Genomic DNA, 17,981 nt, shown 5'->3' with positions numbered 1-17,981 from the left:
ACCCCCGCGCCGAGGCCGCACACGATCACGGGCGGACGACGCTGCTTTCGAAACACGCCCTAGAGCAGCTGCTCCAGCACCACTGCGATGCCGTCGTCCTCGTTCGAGGCGGTGATCTCGTGCGCGACGGCCTTCAGGTCGTCATGCGCATTGGCCATCGCGACCCCGTGCTGCGCCCAGGCGAACATCGGAATGTCGTTCGGCATGTCACCGAAGGCGAGCGTGTCCGCCGCCTTCACACCCAGCCGGCGCGCCGCCAGCGAGAGCCCCGTCGCCTTGCTCAGTCCCAACGGCAGGATCTCCACCACGCCCGGGCCTGCCATGACCACGTCCACCAGGTTGCCGACGGCGCCACGCGCTGCCTCCGCCAGTGCGTCGTCGTCGAGTTCCGGGTGCTGGATGTAGACCTTGTTCAGGGGCGCGGACCACATCTCGGTCGTGTCCTTCACGAAGACAGTCGGCAGGGACCCCTCCTGCGCACGGAAGCCGGGACCGACCAGCACCTCACCGTCGAGGCCGTCACGGCTCGCCGCCAGCGCCAGCGGCCCGACCTCCGCCTCGATCTTGGAGAGCGCGAGGCCGGCGAGCTGGCGGTCCAGCGTCAGCGACGTCAGCAGCTTGTGTTCGCCCGCGTGGTAGACCTGCGCGCCCTGGCCGCAGACCGCGATGCCCTGGTAGCCCAGGTCGTCCAGGATGTGCCGGGTCCACGGGACAGCCCGCCCGGTGACGATGATGTGCGCGGCACCGGCCGCGGTGACGGCGGCCAGTGCCTCGCGGGTGCGCTCGGAGACCGTGTCGTCGTTACGCAGCAGCGTCCCGTCGAGGTCGGTGGCGACGAGCTTGTACGGGAAGGTCACTTGGCGACCGGTTCCAGGACCTCGCGCCCGCCCAGGTACGGACGGAGCACCTCGGGCACCCGTACCGAACCGTCTGCCAGCTGGTGGTTCTCCAGGATCGCCACGATCGTGCGCGGTACGGCGCAGAGCGTGCCGTTCAGCGTGGCGAGCGGCTGGAGGACCTTCTTGCCGTCACGGGTGTCGCGCATCCGGACGGAGAGGCGGCGCGCCTGGAAACCGTCGCAGTTCGATGCGGACGTCAGCTCGCGGTACTTGCCCTGAGTCGGGATCCACGCCTCGCAGTCGAACTTCCGGGAGGCGGAGGCCCCCAGGTCGCCGGTGGCGACGTCGATCACCTGGAACGGCAGCTCGAGGGCGGTGAGCCACTGCTTCTCCCAGTCCAGGAGACGCCGGTGCTCCGCCTCGGCGTCCGCCGGGTCGACGTACGAGAACATCTCGACCTTGTCGAACTGGTGGACGCGGAAGATGCCCCGGGTGTCCTTGCCGTACGTACCGGCCTCGCGGCGGTAGCACGGCGAGAAGCCCGCGTAGCGGAGCGGCAGCTTGTCCGCGTCGATGATCTCGTCCATGTGGTACGCGGCGAGCGGGACCTCGGAGGTGCCGACCAGGTAGTAGTCGTCCTTCTCCAGGTGGTACACGTTCTCCGCGGCCTGGCCGAGGAAGCCGGTGCCCTCCATGGCGCGCGGGCGGACCAGCGCGGGGGTCAGCATCGGGATGAATCCGGCCTCGGTGGCCTGCGCGATCGCGGCGTTGACGAGGGCGAGCTCCAGCAGCGCGCCGATACCCGTCAGGTAGTAGAAGCGCGAGCCGGACACCTTGGCGCCGCGCTCCATGTCGATCGCGCCGAGCGCCTCGCCGAGCTCCAGGTGGTCCTTGGGTTCGAAGCCCTCGGCGCCGAAGTCGCGGATGGTGCCGTGCGTCTCCAGGACGACGAAGTCCTCCTCGCCGCCGACCGGCACGTCCTCGTGGACGATGTTGCCGAGCTGCAGCAGCAGGCTCTTGGCCTCCGCGTCGGCCTCGTCCTGCGCCGCGTCGGCCGCCTTGACATCGGCCTTCAGCTGCTCGGCCCTTTTGAGCAGCTCGATGCGCTCCTCGGGAGAAGCCTTGGGGATGAGCTTTCCGAGCGACTTCTGCTCGGAACGGAGTTCGTCGAAGCGGACACCGGACGACCTGCGCCGCTCGTCGGCGGAGAGAAGGGCGTCGACGAGCGCGACGTCCTCTCCACGGGCGCGCTGGGAGGCGCGAACACGGTCGGGGTCCTCACGGAGCAGGCGAAGGTCAATCACCCCTCCAGGCTACCGGTGTGCGCTTCCGTAGCTCGAACCGATATTGCCAAGCGTGTCACTTTGTCCGAATTGCCGGAATCTGTAAATTGGGGGAGAATTGGCGCTTGCGATTGATCCGGGCTGTCGACGGGGAGTCCCTATTCACCTAAATGGTGCAGAAAGGGCTTTCACTCTTGACGTATCAGCCCTGCGCGCAGGGGGAGTTGAGGATGCTTGTCCACAGGGGTGGGGGACCCTCCAGAGTTATCCACAGGCTGTGGGGGAGATCTGTGGACACGGGAAGAGATCATTCCGAAAGCCGCATGAGGGCTCATGGATTCCCCGTTCAAACTCACTTCACACACTCATTCGGGTGGGAATTCCTTGCCCTAAGGGGTTGATCAATGGAATTGAGATGACACGGGCATCCTGTAGCCCTGTGGGCGGATGTGGGGTGAGTGGGGCGATTTGTCGACCATGTCATGTTGAGGTGTCGACTTGTCCCCAGGTTGAGAACCATCCCTGTGGATAACTCTTGTGGATTGTGAAAATCGGCAGGTAATACCGGCGATGTGAGCGCACAGCCGTTGCAGGGAACCCAACCCCGCCATCGGCCCAGGCGCCGGCCCAGGGCTTCGGCGCCGGCCGTCACCCCAGGCCCTCAGACCCGATCGTCCGGTTCCCGGTCAGGTGCGGCCGTCCTGGACCCGGGCCAGCCAGTCCGAGGCGTCCGTGAACTCCCTGTCCGACGTCCCGTCGCGCAGCGGTCGCACGTCCTCCGGCGCGACCCCCGCACGCGGATACGAACCGAGGAACCGCACCTTCGGGCAGATCCGCTTCAGCCCCATCAAGGCCTCCCCGACGCGACGGTCCGCGATGTGCCCCTCGGCGTCGACCGCGAAGCAGTAGTTCCCGATGCCCGCCCCGGTCGGCCGTGACTGGATCAGCATCAGGTTCACCCCGCGCACCATGAATTCCTGGAGGAGTTCGAGCAGTGCGCCGGGGTGGTCGTCGCCCAGCCAGATGACCACCGACGTCTTGTCCGCGCCGGTCGGCGCCGCGGGCCGGGCCGGGCGCCCCACCAGCACGAAGCGCGTCTGCGCGTTCTCCGCGTCGTGGATCTCCGTCACCAGCGGTTCGAGGCCGTAGGTGGCTGCCGCGAACTCACCGGCGAAGGCGGCGTCGTACCGTCCTTCCTGCACCAGCCGCGCACCGTCCGCGTTGGACGCGGCCGACTCCCATACGGCCTCCGGCAGATGGGCTGCCATCCAGTTGCGTACTTGTGGCTGTGCCGCCGGGTGTGCGGTGACGGTCTTGATGTCGTGCAGCTTGGTGCCGGGCCGCACGAGCAGCGCGAAGGTGATGGAGAGCAGCACCTCGCGATAGATCATCAGTGGTTCGCCGGCGGTCAGCTCGTCGAGGGTCGCGGTGATGCCGCCCTCGACGGAGTTCTCGATCGGTACGAGGGCGGCCGCGGCAGCCCCGCTCCGTACCGCGTCCAGTGCCGCCGGTACGGAGACCATCGGGACGAGTTCCCGAGTGGCGGCTTCCGGGAGCGTACGGAGGGCGACCTCGGTGAAGGTGCCTTCGGGACCGAGATAGGCGTAGCGCGTGGCGGACATACCGTCACCCTAGTGCGCCTTGCGCGCTCAGGACTCCAGGAGCCGCTGTCCCACGTATTCCCCTTTCGCCGCACCGCCCGGCACTGCGAAGAGGCCGCTCGCCTCGTGCCGGACGAACGGCGACAGCGCATCGCCCCGGTCGAGTTTGCGCTGCACCGGTACGAATCCCCTCAGCGGATCCGCCTGCCAGCAGATGAACAGCAGCCCGGCGTCGGGAGTGCCGTCGGCTGCGATGCCGTCGTGGTAGGAGAAGGGGCGCCGCAGCATCGCAGCCCCGCTGTTCCGCTCGGGGGAGGAGATCCGGGCGTGGGCGTTGTCCGGGATCAGCAGCCTGCCGTCGGGGCCCGCCTTGTCGAGGTCCATCGGGGTGGTCTCGGTGCCACCGCTCAGCGGCGCGCCGTCCGACTTGCGCCGCCCTATGACCCGCTCCTGGTGCGCCACCGGGAGTTTCTCCCAGTCGTCGAGCAGCATCCGGATCCGCCGTACGACCGCGTAGGAGCCACCGACCAGCCAGGCGTACTTCGCCTCGCCGCCCGCCTGCGGCTGAGACGGTACGAAGATGCGCCGGTCGAAGTCGCTCTCCGAGGGTTTCGGGTTCCCGGTGCCGTCGATCTGCCCCATCAGATTGCGGGCGGTTGCCGGCGCAAGCGTGGCACCGGGGGTGCGGTTGAAGCCGTTCATCTGCCAGCGGACCCGGGCCGTTGTGGCGGCCTCCTTCTGGACGGCGCGCAGGGCGTGGAAGGCGACGAGCGCGTCGTCGGCGCCGATCTGCACCCAGAGGTCGCCGTGGGAGCGCTTGGCGTCGAGCCGGTCGGCGGAGAACGGCGGCAGGGGATCCAGCCCGGGTGGCCGGTGGTCCACCAGGCCCGTGTGTTCGAAGAAGGTGTGGCCGAAGCCGAAGGTGATGGTCAATGAGGAGGGTCCGGCGTCCAGCGCTATCCCGGTGTCGTGTTCCGTGCCGTCCGCGCTGCCCCCATGGGTGGGTTCGCCGGCCATCAGGCGCTGGGCCACGGCCGACCAGCGGCGCATCAGGGCGGCGGCTTCCTTCCGCCCGGCGCCGGGTGCCAGGTCGAAGGCGATGAGATGCCCACATGCCTGAAGCGGAGTGGTGATCCCGGGTTGATGTTTCCCGTGAAACTTCTCCTCGCTCGAGCCGACCGTCGTCAGTGCTCTCGGTTCGTCGGGGCTGGCTGCGGCGTAACCGATCGCACCACTTGCCGCGCCCAGCACCACTCCGGTCGCCCCGGCCGCACCCACGGTGCCGAGCAACCGCCGCCGGGAGATCTCGCCGGTGGAGCTCTCCCCGTTGTTTCCGCTCTTCTTGTTGTCTGTGCTCACGATCCTGCTCAGCCGATCTTCACGTTCTTGCCCACAGTGGTCTGATCGATGTCCGACGTGCGGACCGTCACCGCGACCGTCCAGTCGCCGGCCATCGGGATCTGGATGCCGTTCGCCGTCCAGTGCCCCTCGGTGAGCCGGTCGGGGAGTACGGGCAGCGGCCCGATGTCCTTGGACTTCAGGGTGAAGGCGAGCTTCACCTCGGGGACGTCCATGGGCTGTCCGTCGGGTCCGTCGATCCAGAGGTGAACCCCGTTGGCGCCGGTACGGCCGGGGTCGATGTCCATCCGGACCGTGCCCTTGCCGTTCCGGCCTCCGGTGTCGAACGGCAGGCTCAGCGTCACGGGTCCTACGGCCGCGGGCGCGGATGCGCCGGTCGAGGCCCGGGCCGCTTCCTCCTCGGTCCGTCCCGGCTCGGTCGAGGTCAGTACGGTCGTCACCGCCAACAGCGCCACCGCGACGCCCACTTCCACCAGCACGGAGCGGCGGAGTCCGGACCGCTCGCGGTCGGCATCGCGGATCCGCTTCTTCGTGGCGGTTGTCACAGCGGCTTTCTGCCGGGCGAGCTGGGCGGCCCGTGACGGGTCCGCGGGCTCGCCCGCAGGTTCGCTCTCCGCCTCGGCGGAGGCATCCGCTTCCATCTGGGGGTCCACCGCGGTCCCGACCTCGGTCGGGGCCGCCGTCAGCCGAGCCGTCCATTGCCGTGAGATCCACGCGACCCCGACCAGTACGGCGACGAGTCCCACCTTCACGAGCAGCAACTGCCCGTACCTCGTGCCCGTGAGCGCGGACCAGGAGCCCACCTGGCGCCAGGACTGGTAGAGCCCGGTCGCGGTGAGTACGAGCACGCTGCCGAACGCGATACGCGAGAAGCGCCGTACTGCCGTGGCTTCGATGTCCGGCGTCCGGTACAGCGCGACCAGGAGCGCTGCGAGTCCGCCCAGCCAGGCGGCGACGGCAAGCAGATGCAGTACGTCGACCGGCATGGCGATACCGGGCTGGATGCCGGTCGAGGCGTGCTCGGCGAGCGCCCACGTTCCGGCGATCCCGGCGGCGATGACCGCGCCGCCGATGGCCAGTCCGAACGTGAGGTCCTTCTTCTCCCGCTCGTCCTCGCGCTTCGTGTACGCCCCGAACAGGACGGCGATGAAGAGTGCGGCGGCTCCGAGCAGAAGCAGCCGTGAGACCAACGCGGCCCCGGGCTTGGTGTCGAGCACGGCCTTCAGGCCGTCCAGGTCGAAGGCGTCCGCGAGCTTCCCGGAGCCGGTGTACGGGCTCCGCAGGAACAGCATGGCCAGGGTGGCCGCGGTGAGGGTCAGCCAGCCGCGCACGACCAGACGCTGCAGCGGGCGTGCGCCCGCCCCGCGCTGCCAGCAGGCCAGGATGAAGGCCGCGCCACCGGCCAGCACGATGAACCCGGCGTACGCGGCGTACCGCGCGATGTCGTAGAGCGTGCCGACCAGGCCACCGCCGGCCTTGTCCGACGGGAGGGCGACGGTGGTCTCGGAGGGGGCCCCGATGGAGAAGGTGAAGGCACCGGAGACCGGGTGGCTGTCCGCGGAGACTGCCTGCCAGGCCACGGTGTACGTACCGTCGGGCAGCCCGGAGTGGAGCGTGACGCCGTACTTCACGGTGGAGCCGCTCTGCAGATCACGCGGGGCCGCACCGGTGTCGGCGCGTTTGCCGCCGGGGTCCAGGACCCGGATGGAACCGTCGCCCATGGCGACCTGCTCGGAGAAGGTGAGCGTGACCTCCTTGGGTGCGGTGGCGACCACCGCCCCGTCCTGCGGATCGCTCCCGGTGAGTGCGGCATGTGCGGACGCGGGTGCCGCGCCGCCCAGCAGCAGGCCCGCCACCATGGTGACGAGCGCGGCGACGAGTGCGGCCGCGGCGAGTGGCCGGCGCACCGGGCGTACGGACGGGGACGGCCCGAAGTGCGGGGCGGTGGCTGTCATGGTGTGTCAGTCCCTCACTGCTTCTTCGGGTTGTGGGTGGTCTCCTTCACGGGAAGGTCAACCGTTATCGGGTCGGCCTTCTCGAAGTGCAGTTCCACGGGCACCGTCTCGCCCTGCTTGGGCCGCTCCTTGAGCGCGGTGAACATGATGTGGCTCCCGCCGCGCTCCAGATCCAGCTCGCCGTCCGCGGGCACCTCGAAGGACGTCACCATGCGCATCGTCTGGTTCTTCGTCTCGTGGATCGTGACGTGGTCCGAGAGCGGGCTGGTGACCGACATGAGCCGGTCGGAGCTGCCGCCGGTGTTCTGCACGACGAGGAAGCCCGCTGCCATGTCGCTGACGGGCTGCGGCATGAACGCGCCGGTCACCTTCAGCTCGGGCTTGCTGTTCGAGGCGGAGCATCCCGCAAGCGCCAGCCCGGTGGTGAGGGCGAGGGTGCCGGCGAGGGTGGTGCGGCGGTTCACGGGTTCTCCCCCTTGATGATCTTGGGGAGGTCCTTGGTGTAGTCATCGGGCGAGGTGTCCTCGCTGTACAGCACGTACCCCTTGTCGGTCTTCGGGGAGAACGCGATGACCTGCGACCCGTGCATCGAGACGACCGTGCCGTCCTTCTCCTTCTTCGGCGGGTCGATGCCGATGCCGATCTGGCGTGCGCCCGCCTGGATGGTCGGGAAGTCGCCGGTGAGGCCGATGAAGGAGGCGTCCTGGGCCTTGAGCCAGCTGCCCAGCGAGGACGGGGTGTCCCGCTCGGGGTCGGTGGTGACGAAGACGACCCGCAGCTTGTCCTGGTCGGCCTTGGGCAAGGACTTCTTGGCGATGGCGATGTTGCTCATGATCAGCGGGCAGACATCGGGACAGTTGGTGTAGCCGAAGTAGATGAGCGTCGGCCTGCCCTTGGTCTGCTCGCGCAGGTCGTACTTCTTGCCGTGGGTGTCGGTCAGGACCAGATTCGGCTTGGTGAACGGCTGGTCGAGCACCGTCGCGGCCTTGGTCTTCGCCTCCGCGGAGACATCGGCGACGGGCTTCTTGGCACTGTCGTCGCTGGTGCCGCAGGCCGACAGGGTGAGTGCGGCCGCGGCGACGAACGCCGCGACCAGCACAGTTTTCTTACGCATGGATCGCTGATTCCTGGTGGGTCGGTGAAAACGGTGGGGCTCGGGGCCCTCTTCCGGATCGGGCCGGGCTCCTGGGCGCGGCCCGATCCGGAAGAGAGGGCCGGGGGTCTCAGGCGTTGCGGCGGCGGCCTGCGAGGAAGCCGAAGGCCACCCCCGCGATGCCGATGACGATGCCGACCACTCCGAGGACTCGGGCGGTGGTGTCACTGGAGGACGGGGCGGAGGCAGCTTCCGTGTGCTCGCCCTTCTTCTCGTCAGCGGTCGCCGCGCTGCTCTTGTCGTCGGCGGTGCTGCCGTGCTCGTCGGTGGTCGCGGCGGTCAGCTTGAGGACCGGCGCCGGGCTCTCGGGCTCCTCGGCGCCGTCCTTCTGCTCCTCGATCCAGCGGACGACTTCCTTGTTGTCGTACGTCTGGATGGCCTTGAAGACCAATTGGTCGGCGTCCTCGGGGAGCTGGCCGACGGAGAGCGGGAACTGCTGGAACTCGCCCGGGCGGATACCGAGGTCGTTCTTGCTGCCCTCGGCGGTCCAGGTGACCTTGGAGACGGCCTCGTTGATCTTCTGGCCGTGCATGTCCAGCGGCTTCGCCAGCTTGCTCTTGGTGACGTCGATCTTCCAGCCGGGCACCGGCTGCGGCATCACGGAGGCCAGCGGGTGGTCGGTCGGGAAGTTGACCTCGAGCTTGGTCGTGGAGGCGTCGTCGCGCTCGTTGGGGACCTTGAAGTTGATCGTGGCGTAGCCGCCCTTGGCTGCCTCCCCCTGGGGTTGCACGCTGACGTGCGCGGAGGCAGTACCGGCGAGGAGCAGCACGGTGGAGGCGGCGACGCCGCCGACCAGGGCGATGCGGGAAACGTTCATGGCAGTAATCACTCCACAGAAGCACGAAGGGAGGGTGCTCCGCCGCACGGGTGCGCGACGGCATCGCGACACCTCTTCCTCACGTGCGGCGTGCGTGCAACGTGCCGGGCGGGCGCCACCAGGCATGGGCCGGGTGATGACCGCGAACGGTTCGTGCGTGCTGCGAGCGGAGGGTGTCGCGTCAGGCTGCGAGGGTGAATACGGACGGCGGCCCGCGCCTGATCACCTGGTGCTGCAGTGGATCGCCGGTGACCGGCGCCGGTGCGTCGGCTGCGGTACGGGGGGCGCGCGGCCCGGTCGCCGCCTCAACCAGGAGACCGGCCCGCAGCGCTCGTACGAGAACGAGCGCGGCCCGCAGCGCGCGCAACCGGGTCTCGGCCGCGAGCTGCTGGGCGCCGTGTGCGGACAGCCTGGCCAGCTTGAACAAGGCGATCTCGCCGCGCCGCAGCAGCCAGCCCGTGGCCAGCGCGGCCAGTAGATGGCCGAGCAGCATGGGCAGGCTGGGCAGCAGACCCGTGAGCGTCGGGTCGGTTCCGGCGGCGGCCATGGACTGATGGTCCATGCGTGTCACCGTCGCCGGGTCGATGCCCGCGCTGCTGACGATGCGGTGGGCTTCGGCCGAGTTCAGCTGCGCCGGTCCGGCGCCGCACACCAAGCTTGCGGCGAACCGGATCAGGGAGCCATTGTCTGCCGCTGCCTGCGTCGGCGTACCGGACGCGCTGTGCGCGCCCAGCCCGAACAGGGTGTGCAGGGCGAGCTGTCCACCGGCCAGGGTGGCGGCGATGGACGGCAGGGAACGCTCGCGTCCGGCGAGCGCCACCACCACCGCGAAGACTCCGAGGAAGCCTGCGAGCAGCGTCCACCAGGGGACGTCGGCGCAGGAGGCCACTGCGTGTCCTGCCGCGGACAGCGCGACACAGACCGCGGTGAACACCGCGGCCCTCAGGAGCCGCAGACCGGCTCCGGCGTGTGCGACAGGCGTAGACATGGCCGGGCCATCATCGCACTGCGCCCCGGAAATCGGTACGGCAGGCCCGGAAGGTCCTTCCGCCCGATTGGGTGCGCGGCGTTCCTGCTGTCGGGCCCGGCATACACGGGCATACACGGGTGCTCCAAGTGCGGGTATCCGCCGGATGAGCGGTTTCACATCAGGTCTGTGCTTACGAACCGCCCAGTGCGGCAATACGTATCGGTATGTCGAGCCGCAGCCAGGAGGCTGGAGCATGAGCATGTGGTGGTCACTGCATCTGCGGCGCGAAGCTGCGAGCGTTCCGCTCGCCCGTCGTTTCCTGCTCGGCACCATGGAGACCGCCGGCGTGGATCCGGACATCTCCTTCGATCTGTCGGTCGCGCTCAGCGAAGCCTGTGCGAATGCCGTCGAGCACGGCGGGGACCGGAGAGACGCGGACGCCCCCGGGGCCTCTTGGGACACATGGGACGCCTGGGACGAGCAGTCCGGTTCGGCCTCCGGGCAGTACCGGGTCACCGCGTATCTGGACGGCGAGAAATGCCGTATCGAAGTCGCCGACTCGGGGCCCGGTTTCCCCGCGCGGTGCGCCCTTCGCACTGCTGATCAGCCGCAGTCGGATCAACACCAGCAGCAGTTCCTGCCGCCCGTCGACGCCGAGGACGGCCGAGGGCTCTGTCTGATCGAGCAGCTCGCCGATCATGTCCACTTCGGCAACCGGCCGGGCCGTGGCGCGGTGGTGAGCTTCGACAAGGTTCTGAAATGGCGGGAGGGCGCCCTGCTCATGGTGTCCTGAGCAGGGCGCCCTCCGGCGCACGGGTGCGGATTCCTGGTGGTCAGCCCTTGAGCTGGGCCATCCAGGCCTCGATCTCGTCGGCCTGGCGCGGCAGCTTGTCGGAGAGGTTCCGGTTGCCGTCCTCGGTGACGAGGATGTCGTCCTCGATCCGGACGCCGATGCCGCGGTACTCCTCCGGCACGGTCAGGTCGTCGGCCTGGAAGTACAGGCCCGGTTCGACGGTGAGGCACATGCCGGCCTCCAGCGTTCCGTTGACGTACGTGTCCGTGCGCGCGGCGGCGCAGTCATGGACGTCCATGCCGAGCATGTGGCCCGTGCCGTGCAGGGTCCAGCGGCGCTGGAGACCCAGCTCCAGGACCTTCTCCACGGAGAGGTCGCCCAGCAGGCCCCAGGCGACGAGCTTCTCGGCGAGCACACGCTGCGCGGCGTCGTGGAAGTCGCGGAAGGCCGCGCCCGGCTTGACGGCGGCGATGCCCGCCTCCTGGGCCTCGTACACCGCGTCGTAGATCTTCCGCTGCAGCGGCGTGAACGTGCCGTTGATGGGAAGGGTCCGGGTCACGTCGGCGGTGTAGAGGTCGTTGGTCTCGACGCCGGCGTCGAGGAGCAGCAGCTCGCCGGAGCGCACGGGGCCGTCGTTGCGCACCCAGTGCAGGGTGGTGGCGTGCGGGCCGGCCGCGCAGATCGAGCCGTAGCCGATGTCGTTGCCCTCGACGCGGGCGCGCAGGAAGAACGTTCCTTCGATGTAGCGCTCGCTGGTGGCCTCGGCCTTGTCGAGGACCTTCACGACATCCTCGAAGCCGCGCGCGGTGGCGTCGCAGGCCTTCTGCAGCTCTGCCGTCTCGAAGGCGTCCTTGATCAGTCGCGCCTCGGAGAGGTAGACCTTCAGCTCCTCGTCGCGCTCCGCGGTGACCTTGTCGGTGAGTGCGGCCTCGATGCCCGCGTCGTGGCCGCGGAGGTTGCGGACCGGGCCGGTGGCCTCGGCCAGCGCGGCCGGGAGCTCGCGTACATCCTTCGCCGGGAGGCCCAGCAGCTGCTCGGCCTCGGTGAGGGAGTGGCGGCGGCCGACCCACAGCTCGCCCTGGCCGTCGAGCCAGAACTCGCCGTTCTCCCGGTTGGAGCGCGGCAGCAGGTAGATCGTCGCCTCGTGGCCGTCGCCCTTCGGCTCCAGGACGAGCACACCGTCCTGGGTCTGGTCGCCGGTGAGGTACGCGTACTCGGTGGACGCGCGGAAGGCGTACTCGGTGTCGTTGGCGCGGGTCTTCAGCTTGCCTGCGGGAATGACCAGACGCTCGCCGGGGAAGCGGGCGGACAGCGCGGCGCGGCGGTCGGCGGTGTGACCGGCCTGCGCGATCGGCTCGAGGCCGTGCAGCTCGGTGTCGGCCCAGCCCGACTTCATGCCGGCGGCGAGTTCATCGGAGACGCCCGGGTACAGGCCGTTCTTCCGCTGCTTGACCGTCTCGGTCTCTTCGGTCTCCGGGTTCTCCGGGATGAGCTCCTCAGACACGGCTTGACTCTCCTTGATACGACACTGGATCCCGTCCATCGTACGGGCGCACGGAAGGGGGCCCAGGGCCGTAGGACCTGTTACACCGGAAGCCGGGAGTCACCACTCAGTCGAAGCGTGCCGCGAGGATCACGACGTCCTCCGTGCCGTCGGCCAGGTCGAGCCCGTCCGGAAGGACGGTCCGCAGGACGTGGTCGGCGACGAACCCGGCGTCGTGACGCAGCGCCCTCGGCACGCTCGCGGCTGCCGAGTGCAGCCGTGCGAACGCCCTGTCCATCGAGTCGCCGGTACGGCGCAACAGCCCGTCGGTGTAGAGCAGCACGGTCTCGCCGGGCGCCAGGGGGATTTCCACGCTCGGCGCTTCCCAGCAGGCAAGCATGCCCAGGGGTGCGGACAACGAGGTCTCGACGAACTCCGTGCGCCTGCCGCCGATCACCAGCGGCGGGGTGTGCCCTGCGCCGGCCAGCAGGATCCTGTGGCGGGCGGGTTCGCAGTAGGCGAAGAGCGCGGTCGCGGACCGGGCGGGTTCGGTCAGCCGCAGCAGCAGTTCCAGATCGGACAGGACGGCGACCGGGTCCTCGCCCTCCATCACCGCGTACGCCCGCAGGCCCGCCCGCAGCCGGCCCATGGCGGCCAGGGCGCTCGGCCCGGAACCGCCCACAGAACCGACGGCGAGACCGAGTGCGCCCTCCGGCAGCGTCAGCGCGTCGTACCAGTCACCGCCGCCGCGCGGTGCCGTGCGATGGCGGGCGGCCAGCTGTACGCCGGTGACCCGGGGCAGTCGGCTGGGCAGCAGCTCCTCCGTGATGGTGGCGATGTCGGCCCTGGCCCGTTCCAGCTCCAGCAACCGGGCCAGATGCTCACTCGCGTAGCCGGCATACAGGCCGACGAGATGGCGTTGGCGCTCCAGCGGCTCGGCGGGCTCGTCGTACAGCCAGACGGCTGCGCCGAGTCGTCCGGTCGCGTCGGTGGTGATCGGCAGGGCGTAGCTGGCGGCGTATCCGAGCCGGGCGGCGACCTCGCGGTGGCGGGGGTCCACGCTTGCGTCGCCGAGAAGGTCAGGGCTGGTCAGCGGGGTTTCGGTGGCCGGAAGGCCGTCCAGGATCCGTCCGTATGAGGTGGCGCTGCGCGGCACCGTCTCGATGTGCCCGAGCTCGGCATGGGCGAGTCCGAGGCCGATGGTGGAGACCGGGCCGCGACGGTCGGAGGGTTCGAACACGATCAGCCCGCGGCGGGCGCCGACGAGAGCGGCGCCGGCATCCAGAAGTTCGTGCAGTGCGTCGTCGAGGGTGCTGGTTCTGGCCAGTCGCTCGGTGAGTTCATGGAGCGTCGTGAGGTCGGACACCCAGCCGGCCAGGCGGTCCTGGATGAAGGCTCCCGGTGCGGCGGCCACATCGGCCAGGGGCCCGGCAGTGTGCGCTGAAACAGGAACCATGGGATCGATTCCAGCCACTTTCGGTAGGTGAGGGGCGCTCATGGCAACCGGCTTTCCGACCAGTGCGTTTCGTCGAATAGCATCGCAAACCCCCATGTCATTCTGCGCCGCTATCAGTGCATCCACATGTACACGCACAAGTGAGCCGATGTCCAGCATTGTCCCTACGGCATTAGTGGTGTCCGCGAGGCCGGCAAGTTGGCCAAAAAATGCACCCTATGGCAGCTAATTGCGGTCGACTGGGTCTGGCTCGACAGGAGGTGCCCGCGGGGTGAAGTCCCGGCGGGAGCGTCATTCCGGGCCTGCGGGGGTACGTAATCGGTGAGGAACCAGGGGCAGTTCCGGTCACCCCGGAACCTGGCAGAGAGCCCGGGCGTCCTCACTACGACGACTGCGCCCCACCCCCGAGTGGCGAGGTTGTGCACCATCGGACGGCAGGCGCGGTGCGCTGCCCCTCGCCATGCTTTTGGCTGGACCTGGCTCAGCTCGACTCGGCTCACGCTCGGTACCGACAGGTGACCCCGTACCGCAGATATAGAGAGCATGTACGCACGGTGAAGTACTGCATACCTGATGTGACGCACGCGTGATGTGATGTGGCCCTCGGCGTTCAACGGAAAGGAACGAGCGCTCATGCGCGAGATCCTCGGAAGGCGACGCAGGCTCCGGTTCCGGCGCAAGGCAAGGCCCGCTCAGCTCGACGCGGCCCTGACCTGCGCCACTGCATGGCAGTGGCCCGTGCTCCCCGGAGTGGGGCTGGACGCAGCCGGTGGCCGCGGTGACCGTGGCCGTGGCTGTGCCTGCCCCGACCCCGAGTGCGCCGTACCCGGCGCACACCCCTTCGACCCCGATTTCCTCGCGGCGACCACCGACGAGCGCATGGTCCGTTGGTGGTGGCACAACCGGCCGACCGCGCCGATCGTGCTGGCCACCGGTGGCCGTGCCCCGTGCGCTCTGAGCCTGCCGGCCGTGGCCGGTGTCCGGGCGCTGGCCGAGCTCGACCGCATGGGCATGCGGCTGGGCCCGGTGGTGGCGACACCGACGCGGTGGTCGCTGCTGGTCGCCCCGTACACCCTCGAGCGGCTGGGTGAACTGTTGCATGCCAAGGACTGGGTCCCCAGTTCGCTGCGCTTCCACGGCGAGGGCGGCTATCTCGTCCTTCCCCCGTCGGGCGTGGGTGCGGGACAGGTGCGCTGGGAGCGGGCTCCGCTGCCCGGCTCGGCGACGCCCTGGCTGCCGGACGTCGAAGCCGTCCTGGACGCACTGGTCGAAGCGAGCACCAGCGCTCCCGGCGGCGGCAGCCGACTCGCTTACTGACGGGCGCGGCTGCCGGGGCCGGTGTGCGAACGGGTCGGTGGACGGCCCGGGGCGGATCGGCTCACTCCTTCGGGTGTGAGCCGATCCGGGTTCTGCGGTGCGCGGGCGTGGTCCACCCGGGTGCCCCCATGGCGCCGATGCCTTCGGCGCGGCGTCAGGAATTCCCGTCGGCCGACAGATGGGACCACCGTGAATCTCCGCATGATCGTTATGGCGGGTGTGGCGGTGTCCGCCGCCGTGCTTCCGCTCGTCGCTTCCGCCGAACCCACGGAAAGCCCCGATTCCTTACCCGTTCATGCAAAGTCTGCCTATGCAAAGTCTGATGTCGACGGGCTTTCTGATGCACCTTTCGAAAAAGGTTCGGAGGGCATTATGGGTACTGTCGCAAAAGGATCTTCGGACGGGAGTTTCGGTAGCGGACTCCTGTCCGATACCGACCGCCAGGGTGGTCCCCGGACTCGGCGTCGCCACCGGCCCCGGCACTGCCGGTTCCGCTCCGCGGACCGTTGCCCGCTGCGGCCCCGAGCTGATGTTCCCCGAGGGAGTCGAGGCGCAGACCTGCGTCAGGACCGAAGGAGGGGACATCCGGGCGGGCAGCTCCTACCGCAATACGACGGGTGACGAACTCCGTTTCGTACACACCCTGGTGGGGCCCGGTGGCTGGACCGTCGAAGTGCGCTGCACAGTGGACGCACAGGATGGGCCGGGGGTCTGTGAAACGCCTCGCCACTCGTCGCATGGAGGCCTCGACGCGTACACGGCAGTGGTTGAGTACGCGGGTGAGGGGGTGGCAGAGGAGGCGCCGCTTCTGCCGAGGGCCGGTTCCAATCCGGCGTCCCCTGCGGCGGGTTGACGCCGGTCCGCAGGTGCTGTGCGCCGGGCGCCGCCCGCTCCCTGAACCGCGTCGCGCGCCGAGTCCGGGCATGAGAATGCCCGGTCGCTGGCGACGGGGGATGCACCAGCGACCGGGCTTCTAGAACGGTAACAAGAGATCCGCCGTGCGCAAATTCGATCTCACGTATTCGGACAGCGATTCGCCTGCGGATATGACAGATGTGACGCGAGTCACCTGGCGGCCCGCAGGGGTCGTCCCGTCCGCACGGTCAGCTGAGTGTCACCTGGCGGTTGGTGAGTCCGCCACGGGCCCGGCGCTCCTCGGCGGTGAGCGGGGCGTCCGAGGCGAGTGCCGCCGTCAGCCGCTCCGCGAACTCGGCTGCGGGCTTCTCGCACTCCTTTGCCCCCATCGCGCTCGGCAGGTCCCAGACCGGAACCATCAGCCCGTGCGCGCGGAAGGAGCCGACCAGCCGGGTCCCTTCGCCGAGCGAGGAGGTGCCGGCGGCGTGCAGCCGGGCGAGCGCGTCGAGCAGCTGCTCCTCGGGGTGCGGCATCACCCAGCGCAGGTGGTTCTTTTCCGGGGTCTCGCACCAGTACGCGGCGTCCACCCCGGAGAGCAGGACGGTCGGGATCACCGCTTCGTTCGCGCGTTCCAGGGATGCGGACACCTCGGGCGTGGCGTTCTCCGCGTCCGGGACCCAGAACTCGAAGCCGGAGTGGACGACCGGCTCGAATGCCGCTTCGGGGTCGAGCAGGTCCTGCAGGCGCGGACCGTCGGCCGGCACGCGGCGGGCGGCGACGGGCGAGCCGGGCTCGGCGGCCAGTGCACGCTGCAGGGTGTCCGCGAGGTCTCGGCTGAGGTCACCGGAGGGAGTGTCGTTCTGCAGGGCGACGAGGACGGAACCGTCGTCGCGGCGCAGTGCCGGCCAGGCCATCGGCAGCACGGTCGCGAGCGTCACGGACGGCACACCCTCGGGCAGCCCGCCCTTGAGTGTCAGTTCGACGGTGGCGGCGGGCACCAGCTCGCGCAGGGCGACCCAGTCGCACTCGCCCGCCAGGCCCTCGAAGGGGCGGTGGACCAGCTCGGTCACGGCCTGGGCGGCGGCGCGGCCGTGACACGCCTTGTAGCGGCGGCCCGAACCGCACGGGCAGGGCTCACGAGCCCCGACCACCGGGATCTCTCGGTCCTTGAGTTGCTGCTTCCCGGCCTTGGTCTGAGGGCGCTTCTTGGCCATGGTGGGCTTTCTCCCGGTTGCGACAGTGCGGTCTGGGCCGCGAGCCTAGCGGCCCGTGTCGGGTACGCGGCACAGACGCCCGGGCAGCTGCGTGTACATACGCCGGAAGGTCGGCCGGGACACCGGCCGGGATACCGGTCGGCACGCGGTCCGCCCGCCGGTCCGTACGGGGGTCCGTCCGCCGGGTGGCGCCCCGCCTTGCGTCCGGACGGCGCGCAACGGGTGTGCCGGCGTCAGCCCGCGTCGTCGAAGGCGTCGGCGAAGTCCAGCCCGTCGAGCCGCGGCACGTGTCCGTTCCCGGCCCCATGGCCCTCGCTGACCACTACCCAGACGGTGACCTCGCCGGACGAGCCGTCGCGTACGCCCCACTCCTCGGCGAGGGCGCTGATGATGTTGAGCCCACGTCCGCCGCGCGCCGTCACCGAAGGAGTGGCCGGAATCGGTCTGGTGGGACCGCCTCCGTCGGTCACTTCGACGGTCAGTCCGCCTGTTCTGTCGACGCGCCATGCGGCGCGGACGTCACCGTCACCCACATCCGTGTGTCGCCCCAGCGGCCTGCCGTGTCGACAGGCATTGCTGAGAAGTTCGGAAAGGATCAATACAGCATCGTCGACGACCGAATCCGACACCCCGTAGCTGCGCAATTGCTCGCGCATCCGGTGCCGCGCCTGGCCCACGCCCGCAGGGCCATGGGGTACGGCCATGCTCGACGACGTGGGCACTTCCTGTGCCACCACCAACGCCACCCCCGAGACCTCCTTTGCCCCACGCCACGGAGTGAATGCCCTCCTGGACTGGGCCGGAAACCGGCCATTGGTCTGCCAGTGACGCACTCGTAACGATCGAATACGGATCGAATGCGCCGGTGTACTCCCTGTAGCTGATG

Annotated in this window: 15 protein-coding genes; 2 read left to right on the top strand and 13 right to left on the bottom strand. The window is 69.4% G+C overall.

What is annotated here, in order from left to right; all coding sequences use genetic code 11:
• Nucleotides 1-59: 59 nt before the first annotated feature.
• From ACNPQM_RS04595 to ACNPQM_RS04555, 9 genes are all read right to left on the bottom strand, one after another.
• On the bottom strand, nt 60-857 hold the full coding sequence (locus tag ACNPQM_RS04595) for an HAD family hydrolase (RefSeq protein WP_358856591.1): 798 nt from the start codon (nt 855-857) through the stop codon (nt 60-62).
• Nucleotides 854-2,143 carry a serine--tRNA ligase gene (serS, locus tag ACNPQM_RS04590; protein WP_358856590.1) on the bottom strand — a complete coding sequence of 430 codons (1,290 nt, stop codon included), beginning with the start codon at nt 2,141-2,143 and terminating at the stop codon, nt 854-856. The genes ACNPQM_RS04595 and serS overlap by 4 nt, the downstream gene beginning before the upstream one ends.
• Nucleotides 2,144-2,808: 665 nt before the next feature.
• Nucleotides 2,809-3,744 carry a prephenate dehydratase gene (gene pheA / locus ACNPQM_RS04585; protein WP_358856589.1) on the bottom strand — a complete coding sequence of 312 codons (936 nt, stop codon included), beginning with the start codon at nt 3,742-3,744 and terminating at the stop codon, nt 2,809-2,811.
• A gap of 27 nt (nt 3,745-3,771) precedes the next feature.
• Nucleotides 3,772-5,082: an iron uptake transporter deferrochelatase/peroxidase subunit gene (efeB, locus tag ACNPQM_RS04580; protein ID WP_418082940.1), complete on the bottom strand. Its 1,311-nt coding sequence runs from the start codon at nt 5,080-5,082 to the stop codon at nt 3,772-3,774.
• An 8-nt stretch (nt 5,083-5,090) separates the two neighbouring features.
• Nucleotides 5,091-7,037, bottom strand: coding sequence for a copper resistance protein CopC (locus ACNPQM_RS04575; protein WP_418082939.1), 1,947 nt, complete (start codon nt 7,035-7,037; stop codon nt 5,091-5,093).
• A gap of 14 nt (nt 7,038-7,051) precedes the next feature.
• Nucleotides 7,052-7,501 (bottom strand): copper chaperone PCu(A)C, encoded by a 450-nt coding sequence (locus tag ACNPQM_RS04570; protein ID WP_418082938.1) that lies wholly within the window; start codon nt 7,499-7,501, stop codon nt 7,052-7,054.
• Nucleotides 7,498-8,151, bottom strand: coding sequence for an SCO family protein (locus tag ACNPQM_RS04565; protein WP_358856585.1), 654 nt, complete (start codon nt 8,149-8,151; stop codon nt 7,498-7,500). Before ACNPQM_RS04565 ends, ACNPQM_RS04570 begins: the two co-directional genes overlap by 4 nt.
• A gap of 109 nt (nt 8,152-8,260) precedes the next feature.
• Nucleotides 8,261-9,007 carry a YcnI family protein gene (locus ACNPQM_RS04560; RefSeq protein WP_358856584.1) on the bottom strand — a complete coding sequence of 249 codons (747 nt, stop codon included), beginning with the start codon at nt 9,005-9,007 and terminating at the stop codon, nt 8,261-8,263.
• 181 nt (nt 9,008-9,188) lie between these two features.
• Nucleotides 9,189-9,995 carry a hypothetical protein gene (locus tag ACNPQM_RS04555; protein ID WP_358856583.1) on the bottom strand — a complete coding sequence of 269 codons (807 nt, stop codon included), beginning with the start codon at nt 9,993-9,995 and terminating at the stop codon, nt 9,189-9,191.
• Between the two features lie 235 nt (nt 9,996-10,230).
• On the opposite strand from ACNPQM_RS04555, the gene ACNPQM_RS04550 reads away from it, so the two are divergent.
• Nucleotides 10,231-10,770: an ATP-binding protein gene (locus ACNPQM_RS04550; protein ID WP_418082937.1), complete on the top strand. Its 540-nt coding sequence runs from the start codon at nt 10,231-10,233 to the stop codon at nt 10,768-10,770.
• A gap of 40 nt (nt 10,771-10,810) precedes the next feature.
• Here the strand turns inward: ACNPQM_RS04550 and ACNPQM_RS04545 are convergent, their stop codons facing one another.
• Together ACNPQM_RS04545 and ACNPQM_RS04540 are read right to left on the bottom strand one after the other, a co-directional pair.
• Nucleotides 10,811-12,274, bottom strand: coding sequence for an aminopeptidase P family protein (locus ACNPQM_RS04545; RefSeq protein WP_358856581.1), 1,464 nt, complete (start codon nt 12,272-12,274; stop codon nt 10,811-10,813).
• 106 nt (nt 12,275-12,380) lie between these two features.
• On the bottom strand, nt 12,381-13,868 hold the full coding sequence (locus tag ACNPQM_RS04540) for a PP2C family protein-serine/threonine phosphatase (RefSeq protein WP_418082936.1): 1,488 nt from the start codon (nt 13,866-13,868) through the stop codon (nt 12,381-12,383).
• Nucleotides 13,869-14,342: 474 nt separating this feature from the next.
• On the opposite strand from ACNPQM_RS04540, the gene ACNPQM_RS04535 reads away from it, so the two are divergent.
• On the top strand, nt 14,343-15,026 hold the full coding sequence (locus ACNPQM_RS04535) for a bifunctional DNA primase/polymerase (RefSeq protein ID WP_418082935.1): 684 nt from the start codon (nt 14,343-14,345) through the stop codon (nt 15,024-15,026).
• A 1,103-nt stretch (nt 15,027-16,129) separates the two neighbouring features.
• On the opposite strand, the gene ACNPQM_RS04530 is transcribed toward ACNPQM_RS04535, so the two are convergent.
• Entirely contained in the window at nt 16,130-17,095 is a 966-nt protein-coding gene (locus ACNPQM_RS04530; RefSeq protein WP_418082934.1) for a DUF5926 family protein, read from the bottom strand.
• Nucleotides 17,096-17,328: 233 nt separating this feature from the next.
• On the bottom strand, nt 17,329-17,928 hold the full coding sequence (locus ACNPQM_RS04525; RefSeq protein ID WP_418082933.1) for an ATP-binding protein: 600 nt from the start codon (nt 17,926-17,928) through the stop codon (nt 17,329-17,331).
• Between the last annotated feature and the right edge of the window lie 53 nt (nt 17,929-17,981).

Origin of the sequence: Streptomyces sp. NPDC056231 (assembly GCF_048270745.1) — a bacterium.
Lineage (GTDB): Bacteria > Actinomycetota > Actinomycetes > Streptomycetales > Streptomycetaceae > Streptomyces.
Note: the sequence above shows the minus strand (reverse complement) of the source record. Positions and strands in the feature narration are given on the sequence as shown.

Coding starts and splice junctions, on each gene's coding strand:
- pheA (WP_358856589.1), bottom strand. CDS start 3,744: ATGTCCGCCACGCGCTACGCCTATCTCGGTCCCGAAGGCACCTTCACC.
- ACNPQM_RS04575 (WP_418082939.1), bottom strand. CDS start 7,037: ATGACAGCCACCGCCCCGCACTTCGGGCCGTCCCCGTCCGTACGCCCG.
- ACNPQM_RS04565 (WP_358856585.1), bottom strand. CDS start 8,151: ATGCGTAAGAAAACTGTGCTGGTCGCGGCGTTCGTCGCCGCGGCCGCA.
- ACNPQM_RS04560 (WP_358856584.1), bottom strand. CDS start 9,007: ATGAACGTTTCCCGCATCGCCCTGGTCGGCGGCGTCGCCGCCTCCACC.
- ACNPQM_RS04555 (WP_358856583.1), bottom strand. CDS start 9,995: ATGTCTACGCCTGTCGCACACGCCGGAGCCGGTCTGCGGCTCCTGAGG.
- ACNPQM_RS04550 (WP_418082937.1), top strand. CDS start 10,231: ATGAGCATGTGGTGGTCACTGCATCTGCGGCGCGAAGCTGCGAGCGTT.
- ACNPQM_RS04540 (WP_418082936.1), bottom strand. CDS start 13,868: ATGCTGGACATCGGCTCACTTGTGCGTGTACATGTGGATGCACTGATA.
- ACNPQM_RS04535 (WP_418082935.1), top strand. CDS start 14,343: ATGCGCGAGATCCTCGGAAGGCGACGCAGGCTCCGGTTCCGGCGCAAG.
- ACNPQM_RS04530 (WP_418082934.1), bottom strand. CDS start 17,095: ATGGCCAAGAAGCGCCCTCAGACCAAGGCCGGGAAGCAGCAACTCAAG.